Genomic DNA, 8,630 nt, shown 5'->3' on the forward strand with positions numbered 1-8,630 from the left:
CCTCCGTTGTTTTCACAAGGCGCCGGAGATGGCCTTGCGGTTGAGAATCCACTCGTAGCCGTGCTTCGCGAGCAGCGCAAGCCCCTCGCCCGGCGTCGGCACGCCGGCCGCGTCGAGGTCGGCGTCGACCATGCAGCGCACCAGCTCGCGGAACGCCAGCTTCGGCTCCCAGCCGAGCAGCCGCTTGGCCTTGGCCGCGTCGGCGAGCAGGTAGTCGACCTCGGCCGGGCGGAAGTAGCGCGGGTCGATGCGCACGACCGTGTCCCCCGCCGCGAGCCCTGCGGCCGCCGGCACCCGCCGCGCGTCGAGCGAGCGCACGAGCCCCTGCTCGGCCGTCCCCTCGCCGCGCCACTCCAGCTCGATCCCGGCGTACCCGAAGGCCTCCTCGACGAACTCGCGCACCGACCGCGCCTGGCCCGTGCCGATCACGAAGTCGTCGGGCCGCTCCTGCTGCAGGATCCGCCACTGGCAGAGCACGTAGTCGGGCGCGAAGCCCCAGTCGCGCCGCGCGTCGAGGTTGCCCAGGTGCAGCGTCCGCTGGCGCCCCGCGAGCATTGCCGCGAGGGCGCGCGTGATCTTGCGGGTCACGAAGGTCTCGCCGCGGCGCGGCGACTCGTGGTTGAAGAGGATGCCGTTGCAGGCGAACAGTCCGTAGCCCTCGCGGTAGTTGACGGCCATCCAGTAGGCGTAGACCTTGGCCGCCGCGTACGGGCTGCGCGGGTGGAAGACCGTCCGCTCGTTCTGCGGCGGCGGCGCCGCGCCGAACATCTCCGAGGAGGACGCCTGGTAGAACCGCGCCGCCACCCCGGAGACGCGGATCGCCTCGAGCAGCCGGGTCGTGCCGAGCCCCGTCACGTCGCCGGTGTACTCGGGCTCGTCGAAGCTGACCTTGACGTGGCTCTGCGCCGCGAGGTGGTAGACCTCGTCGGGCCGCAGCTGCCAGATGAGGTTGGTCAGCCGGCTGGCGTCGGCGAGGTCGCCAAAGTGCATGTGCAGGCGTCCCTGGTGCTCGTGCTCGTCGAGGTAGAGGTGGTCGATGCGGTGCGTGTTGAAGGAGCTGGACCGGCGCTTGATGCCGTGGACCTCGTACCCCTGGGCGAGCAGGTACTCCGCCAGGTACGAGCCGTCCTGGCCGGTGATGCCGGTGATCAGGGCGCGCTTCATGCCGGCGTCCTCCCCTCCGGGGCTGGAGTGAATTCGGCGGCCGGGATCTCCGCCATGACGAGCGCGAGCGAGTCGCGCCAGTCCGGCAGCGCCAGGCCGAAGGTGTCGCGGAACCGCGTGCAGTCGAGCCGCGAGTTGGCCGGGCGGCGCGCCTTCGTCGGCCAGGCGCTCGTCGGCACCGGCGTGATCCCGGGGCATGCCGCGCGCACGGCGGGCGGCGCCAGCTCGAGGAGCGCGACCGCGAAACCGTGCCACGTCGTCTCGCCGCCGCCGGCCAGGTGGTAGGTGCCCCCGTAGTCCTCGAGGGCGTCCGGGCGCAGGACCGCGCCGGTCTGGACGAGCGCCAGCGCCGTGGCCTCGGCGAGCATGCGGCACCAGGTGGGCGCCCCGCGCTGGTCGTCCACCACCCGCAACGGTTTGCCGGCGGCGGCCGCGCGCAGGATCGTGCGCAGGAAGTTCGCGCCGCGCGCGCCGTAGACCCAGCTCGTGCGCAGGATCAGGTGCGGGACGCCGGCGCCGCGCACCCCCTCCTCGCCGGCGAGCTTCGTCTCGCCGTAGACCCCGAGCGGGCGGGGCGTGTCGCCCTCGTCGTAGGCGCCGGGCTTGGCGCCGTCGAACACGTAGTCCGTCGAGTAGTGGACGATCGCCGCGCCGAGGCGCTTGGCCTCGTCGGCGAGGACCGCCGGCGCCACGCCGTTGACGGCCATCGCCAGCTCCGGCTCGTCCTCGGCGCGGTCGACGGCGGTGTACGCCGCGGCATTGACGATCAGCGCCGGCCGGACCTCGCGCACGACGCGCCGGATGGCCGCCGTGTCCTCGAGCGGCATCTCGGCGACATCCACGGCCGTGAGCGGGCCGAGCGGCGCGAGGGTTCGGCGCAGCTCCCACCCGAGCTGCCCGTTGGCGCCGGTGACGAGGATCACGCCTCGCCCCCGTAGACCGGCAGGTCCGGGGCGTCGGCGAGCAGCGGCCAGAGGCGGTCCTTGGGCGAGAGGATCTTCTCCATCGCCGGCCACGCGACGCCGATCGCCGGGTCGTCCCAGCGCACGCCCCGGTCGCCCGCGGGCCAGTAGTGGCGCGAGCAGAGGTAGCAGACGTCGGCGGTCCCGCTGGTCACGCAGTAGCCATGGGCGAAGCCCTCGGGCACGAAGAGCTGGCGCCGGTTCTCCGCCGAGAGCACTTCGCCGACCCAGCGGCCGAACGTCGGCGAGCCGCGCCGGATGTCGACGGCGACGTCGAGGATCTCGCCGGCGACCACCCAGAGGAGCTTGGCCTGCGGCTGCCCGGTCTGGAAGTGCAGGCCGCGCAGCACGCCGCGGGCCGAGCGCGCGTGGTTGCCCTGGACGAAGTCCGCCTGAACTCCCGCGTCGCGGTAGCGCGCGGCGTGCCAGAACTCCATGAAGAAGCCCCGCTCGTCGGAGAAGACCTGCGGCTGGAGCAGCAGCACCCCCGGCAGCGCCGTGCGCTCGACCCTCACGCCCCCTCCAGCAGTCCGAGCAGGTAGCGCCCGTAGTCGTTCTTCGCCAGCTCGCCAGCGAGCAGCGCCAGTTGCGCGTCGTCGATGAAGCCCATCCGCCAGGCGACCTCTTCGATGGCCGCGATCTTCAGGCCCTGGCGCTCCTCGACGGTGCGCACGAAGTTCGAGGCGTCCAGCAGCGAGCCGTGCGTCCCCGTGTCCAGCCAGGCCACGCCCCGCCCGAGCACCTCGACGTGCAGCGGGCCGCTCGCGAGGTACGCGCGGTGGATGTCGACGATCTCCAGCTCCCCGCGCGCCGAAGGCTTGAGGCCGGCGGCGATGTCGGCGACCCGCCCGTCATAGAAGTACAGCCCCGTGATCGCGAGGTTGGAGCGGGGGTGCGCCGGCTTCTCCTCGATGGAGAGCACGTGGCCGTCCGCGCCGAGCTCGACCACGCCGTAGCGCTCGGGGTCGCGCACCCGGTAGGCGAAGACGGTGGCGCCGGCCGTGCGCCGGGCCACCTGCTGCAGCAGGCCGCCGAGGCCGTGGCCGAAGAACAGGTTGTCGCCGAGCACGAGCGCCGACGGCTCCCCGGCGAGGAAGTCGCGGCCGATGAGGAAGGCCTGCGGCAGCCCGCCCGGGTGCGGCTGCAACGCGTACTCCAGGCGCAGGCCGTAGCGCGAGCCGTCGCCGAGCAGCCGCCGGTACAGCGGCAGGTCCTCGGCGGTCGAGATCAGGAGGACCTCGCGGATGCCGGCGAGCATCAGCGTCGAGAGCGGGTAGTAGATCATGGGCTTGTCGTAGACGGGCAACAGCTGCTTGGAGACCACGCGCGTCACCGGGTACAGCCGCGTGCCGAGGCCGCCGGCGAGGATGATGCCCTTCATGCCAGTCCCCATTTCAGTGCCGGTTCTGGTAGTTGGCCGCGATCCACTCGCGGTACGCGCCCGAGCGCACGCGCTCGACCCAGGCGTCATTGGCGAGGTACCAGGCCACCGTCGCGCGCAGGCCCGCCTCGAAGCGCGTCCGGGGCTCCCAGCCGAGCTCGCGGCGGATCTTCGCGGCGTCGATCGCGTAGCGCCGGTCGTGCCCGGGGCGGTCGGCGACGTGGCGGACCAGCCGCGCGCGGGGCGCTTCCGCGGGGAGCAGTTCGTCCAGCGCGGCGCAGATGATCCGCACCGTCTCGATGTTGGTCCGCTCGTTGCCGCCGCCGACGTTGTAGGTCTCGCCGGGCCGCCCGGCGGCGAGCACGCGCAGGAGCGCCTCGCAGTGGTCGTCGACGTGCAGCCAGTCGCGCACCTGCAGCCCGTCGCCGTAGACCGGCAGCGCCTTGCCCTCGCGCGCGTTGCAGATCATCAGCGGGATGAGCTTCTCGGGAAACTGGAAGGGCCCGTAGTTGTTCGAGCAGTTCGTGACCAGCGTCGGCAGCCCCCAGGTGTGGTGCGCGGCCCGCACCAGGTGGTCGGCCGCGGCCTTCGACGCCGCGTACGGGCTGTTCGGCGCGTAGCGCGTCGCCTCCGTGAACGGGGGGTCGCCCGGGCCGAGCGTGCCGTAGACCTCGTCGGTGGAGATGTGCAGGAAGCGGAAGGCGTCGCGCGCCGGCCCGGCGAGGCCCGCCCAGTGCGCACGGGCGGCATCCAGCAGCGCCTGCGTGCCCAGGACGTTCGTGCGCAGGAACGGGGCGGCGTCCAGGATCGAACGGTCGACGTGGCTCTCGGCGGCGAAGTTCACCACCGCGGCCGGCCGCTCCTCGGCGAAGAGGCGCGCCAGCAGTGCCGCGTCGCAGATGTCCCCGTGGACGAAGCGGTGGTCCGCGTCGGCCCCGAGCGCTGCGAGGTTGTCCCGGTTGCCGGCGTAGGTCAGGGCGTCGATGTTGACGATGCGCGCCAGGCGGGCCGATCGCGCGGCGCGCACGAAGGCGGAGCCGATGAAGCCGGCGCCACCGGTCACGATCCACACGGTCTTGTCCACGGAACTCCTCTCTCTCTTGCGGTGCCAGGCTGGCGCCGGGCACCCCTCGCGGGACCCTCGGCCCTGCCCTGCGTCCACCGGGGCAAGACTATAGGGAGCGATCGACATTTCGTCAATAAAAATCAGAGAGTTAGGCGAGAGGGCGGGGCGGCTTACTTGAAGTCGCGCCGCTCGAAGATCACCGCGGCGAGCCCGACCACCAGGACGATGTAGAGCAGACCGTAGGCGAGCGCGCCGGCGACATAGGACGGCGGGATCGGCATCCCGTAGACCACCTCGTGCTTGAGGTCGAACTTCTCGAGGTTCGGCAGCAGGTAGTGCGTGCCGGCGACCACCGCCCGCAGGACGGGATTCTCCGACTTGGCGGCGAGCACGACAAGGTCGGACGAGAAGCGCCCGATGAGCCAGACCCCGAGCGTGAGCATCGCCGAGAGCGTCGGCGTGGAGAAGGTCGAGAAGAGCACGGCGACGGCGGTGACGATCATCAGCTCCACGAGGATGAGCAGCACCGCGAGGAGCACCCGCCAGGGGACCCCGGTGTCGGCGTAGACCGCCAGCAGCGCAAGCAGCGCCGCGGTCATCGCCGCGACGTTGATCGCGATCACGAGCATGAGCCCGAGGTACTTCCCGACGACGAAGCGCCAGCGCGCGATCGGCTTGGCGAGCAGCGTGTAGACGGTGCGCCGGGCGATCTCCTTGTGCACGAGCCCGATGCCGACGAAGACGGCGATCAGCAGCCCGAAGACGGACATCGCGGCGAGGCTCACGTCCTGGATGATCTTGAGCCGCTCGCCGAGCGTCATCTTGCCGAGGACCACCGAGACGGCCATGACCAGCAGCGCGAAGAAGGCGAGGTTGTAGAGGACCTTGTCCCGGATCGCCTCGCGGAAGGTGTTGGCGGCGACGGCGAAGGTCTTCACGGCCCCTGCACCTCGCGCAGGAAGAACTCCTCGAGCGTCTCCTTGAGGGGGGAGACGGCGACGACCCGGCCCCCGCCGGCGCCGATCTCGGCCAGCACCGCCGGCACCTGCTCCTCGCCGCCGGGGAGCGTGAACTGCGACCGCTCCCCCGACTCGAGGAACTGCGTCGCCCGCGCGCGGAAGGCCTCCCGCGCCGCCGCGCCGAGCCCGTCCGCCTGGAACTCCACGGCGTGGACGCGGGCGCGCAGGAGCTCATCGAGCCGGCCGGCGGCCACGAGCCGCCCGCGGTTCATGACGCCCACCCGGTCGCAGATCATCTCCGCGTCGCCGAGAATGTGCGAGGAGAAGAGCACCGTCCTGCCCTCGGCCTTGAGGCGCAGGATCAGGTCGCGGACCTGCTTGCGCCCCGCCGGGTCGAGGCCCGACTGCGGCTCGTCGAGGATGAGCAGGCGCGGGTCGTTCACGAGGGCCTGCGCCAGCCCGATGCGCTGGAGCATGCCCTTGGAATAGCGCCGCAGGGAGACGTCCGCCGCCTGCTCCATGCCGACGAGCGCGAGCAGGCGCGCGATCCGCTCGCGCCGCGCCGGCCCCGCCACCGCGCAGAGCCGCCCGCAGAAGTCGAGGAACTCGCGGCCCGTGAGATAGTCGTAGAAGTACGGACTTTCGGGGAGGTAGCCGAGCTGCGCGCGGTGCGCCAGCCCCGCCGCGTCGGCGCCGAGGATGGTGGCGCGCCCGGACGTCGGGCGCAGCAGGCCGAGCAGCAGCTTGAGCGTCGTCGTCTTGCCGGCGCCGTTGGGGCCGAGGAAGCCGTAGACCTCGCCCTCGGCGACCTCCAGGTCAAGACGGTCGACGGCCGTCGTGCGCTGGCGCTTCCAATCCGAGACGAAGACCTTCGTCAGCCCCTCGGTGCGGACGGCGGCGGTCACTGGGCCCGGCGCCCCGAGAGGAAATTGCGCAGCGACTCCGGCGTCCGGCCGGCGCGCAGGTCCTCGATCTTCTGGAGGATGCTCGCGCGCGCGGACTCGTCGCGCGCGCCTTCGGCGAGTGTCTCGAGGAAGCGGATCGCCGCCTCGACGCGCCCCGACTCGACCGTCAGGCTCGCCGCGAGCCGCGGCAGGTACTCCGGGCTCCCCGGGAGGCTCGCCGCGTAGCGCATGTAGGCCGCGGCGCGCTCCGGGTCCTGCAGGTGGTAGAAGCAGTCGAAGCCGATGTAGAACGGGAACCGCCAGTCCCCGGGGTACTGGATCATCCCCTTGCGCAGCAGCGCGATGCTCTGTTCACCCGTCGCCCTCGTCCCCTCGACGGCGAGCACGATCCCGCCGAAGAGGTAGGGGAAGCGGAACGCGGGATCGAGGTTCGTGACCTGGTCGAGGATGTTGTGGAGCCAGGGGTACTCGCGATCGGTCAGCGCGTGGCCGCCGTAGTAGCCGATTGCCCGCATCCAGAGCAGATCGGCGGCGACGTCCGGGAAGCCGACGGCGAACGCCTTCAGGTGCCGCCCCGACGGGATGTAGAGCTGCTGCTCGAAGGTCCGCTCCGGCCAGGCGCGCTCGAAGGCGCGCTGCGCGAGGGCCTGCCCGGCCAACGCCGCCACGAGCGCCAGCGCAACCGCCGCCCTCGCCCCGCCCCGCCCCTGCCGCGCACTCGTCGTCACGACGCCGCCCCCCCGGGATGCTCGATGGCCTCGATCTTGCGTAGCTCATTGTAGAAGACGGCCGGCTCGAGGGCAACAAGGTCCCGCTCCGCCGGCGAGGCGGGGACAAACGAGCGGGCGCCCTCGGCGAGCGCCGCGCCGCGGCCGAAGACCTCGCGCGCCTCCGCGTAGCGGCCGTGTCGGGCAAGGAACGCCCCGAGGTTGTACCACCCCCGCAACGCGTACTCTTCGATGGCCACGGTGCGCCGGAAGGCGGCCTCCGCCGCCGCGGCATCGCCGAGCCGGTCGGCCAGCAGGCCGATCTCGGTCTGGATGGCGTGCTGGTACGGCGCGAGCGTCGCCGCCCGGCGGTAGTGCCCGAGCGCCTCGACCAGCAGCTCGCGGCCCGGCGGCCGCGCGCCCGCCAGCGAGATCATCGCCTCCGCGAGGTTCACCTCGTACTGGTACTGGTTGGGGTTGAGCTCGGCCGCGTAGTTGAGGTGGTAGAGCGCCCGCCGCAGCAACTCGTCCCCGCCGCCGCGCAGCGCCGCCTGGAAGAGGCGGCTGCCGAGGGCGCGGCGGTACGAGGCGTTGACGAAGTCGATCCGCGCGGCCCGCTCGAGCAGCCGCGCGGACTCCAGCGGCGCCAGGTCGCGCCGCGGCGCCTCCTCGAGCGCCCACTTCTCGCGCAGCAGGTCGCGCGGCGCGCCGATGCCGGCGAGGAAGTACCAGAAGCCGGCGACCGGGCGCGCGGCGACGGCGACGAGCGCCAGCGCGGCCAGGCCCGCGGCCGCGGCGTAGACCGGGCGGACCCGGAACTGCACCGCCCTTCCCGCACCCCCAGCGCCGTGGACGCGCAGCCCCGCGGCGAAGAGCACAAGCAGCAGCGCCGTCGGCGGAGTGTGCAGGGGAAAGTCCACCGCGGCATGCACGGCGATCGACGCGCAGCCGGCGAGCAGCGCGGCGACCGGGCCGCGCGCCTCGCGGGGCAGCTCCCGCAGGCGCCGCACCGCGGGGAGCACCAGCAGCACCAGCAGCGCCAGCGCCAGGGCCAGGCCGGTCAGGCCCAGCTCCGCCCCGGCCTGCAGGTACTCGGAGTGCGCGTTCTCGGCGACGCGCACGTACCGGGCCCAGTGGCCGCTCACGGGGAAAGCGTACCGCGGCGAGAAGAACTCGTACTGGCCGAGCCCGACGCCCAGCCACGGGTGGTCGAGCGCCATGGCCGCCGCGCTCTTCCAGATGGCCAGCCGGGAGAAGGCGAACGGGTCCCCCTGCGACAGCGACTGCAGGCGCTCGCGCAGCGGGTTGGGGACGAGCAGCAGCGCCGCCGCGCCCGCCGCCAGCACTCCCGCCGCCACCCGCCAGGATCGCACCGCGAGGAGCACGCACAGGCCCGCCGCGAAGGCCAGGGCGCCGCCGCGGGAGCCCGTGGTCAGCAGCGCGGCGAGGACCAGGCACGCCTCGCCGGCGCGCAGGGCCGTCCGCC

9 protein-coding genes are annotated in these 8,630 nt (G+C 72.9%); all 9 read right to left on the reverse strand.

The window, feature by feature from the left end:
- Positions 1-12: 12 nt before the first annotated feature.
- A complete protein-coding gene (gene gmd / locus VI078_05800; GenBank protein ID HEY5998802.1) occupies positions 13-1,164 on the reverse strand; it encodes a GDP-mannose 4,6-dehydratase in 1,152 nt (383 codons plus the stop codon).
- On the reverse strand, positions 1,161-2,087 hold the full coding sequence (rfbD, locus tag VI078_05805) for a dTDP-4-dehydrorhamnose reductase (GenBank protein ID HEY5998803.1): 927 nt from the start codon (positions 2,085-2,087) through the stop codon (positions 1,161-1,163). The genes gmd and rfbD overlap by 4 nt, the downstream gene beginning before the upstream one ends.
- On the reverse strand, positions 2,084-2,641 hold the full coding sequence (gene rfbC, locus VI078_05810) for a dTDP-4-dehydrorhamnose 3,5-epimerase (protein ID HEY5998804.1): 558 nt from the start codon (positions 2,639-2,641) through the stop codon (positions 2,084-2,086). Before rfbC ends, rfbD begins: the two co-directional genes overlap by 4 nt.
- On the reverse strand, positions 2,638-3,507 hold the full coding sequence (gene rfbA / locus VI078_05815; protein ID HEY5998805.1) for a glucose-1-phosphate thymidylyltransferase RfbA: 870 nt from the start codon (positions 3,505-3,507) through the stop codon (positions 2,638-2,640). The genes rfbC and rfbA overlap by 4 nt, the downstream gene beginning before the upstream one ends.
- Before the next feature lie 13 nt (positions 3,508-3,520).
- Complete coding sequence (gene rfbB / locus VI078_05820; GenBank protein ID HEY5998806.1) at positions 3,521-4,579, reverse strand: dTDP-glucose 4,6-dehydratase; 1,059 nt, start codon at positions 4,577-4,579, stop codon at positions 3,521-3,523.
- A gap of 164 nt (positions 4,580-4,743) precedes the next feature.
- Positions 4,744-5,511 carry an ABC transporter permease gene (locus tag VI078_05825; GenBank protein ID HEY5998807.1) on the reverse strand — a complete coding sequence of 256 codons (768 nt, stop codon included), beginning with the start codon at positions 5,509-5,511 and terminating at the stop codon, positions 4,744-4,746.
- Positions 5,508-6,437, reverse strand: a complete 930-nt coding sequence (locus VI078_05830; GenBank protein ID HEY5998808.1) for an ABC transporter ATP-binding protein — start codon at positions 6,435-6,437, stop codon at positions 5,508-5,510. Before VI078_05830 ends, VI078_05825 begins: the two co-directional genes overlap by 4 nt.
- Positions 6,434-7,165, reverse strand: a complete 732-nt coding sequence (locus tag VI078_05835) for a hypothetical protein (protein HEY5998809.1) — start codon at positions 7,163-7,165, stop codon at positions 6,434-6,436. The genes VI078_05830 and VI078_05835 overlap by 4 nt, the downstream gene beginning before the upstream one ends.
- A partial coding sequence (locus VI078_05840) for an O-antigen ligase family protein (protein ID HEY5998810.1) occupies positions 7,162-8,630 on the reverse strand: 1,469 nt, incomplete at its 5' end. The genes VI078_05835 and VI078_05840, both read right to left, overlap by 4 nt.

It is taken from the genome of bacterium, from assembly GCA_036524115.1.
In the GTDB taxonomy this organism is placed as follows: domain Bacteria; phylum JAUVQV01; class JAUVQV01; order JAUVQV01; family DATDCY01; genus DATDCY01.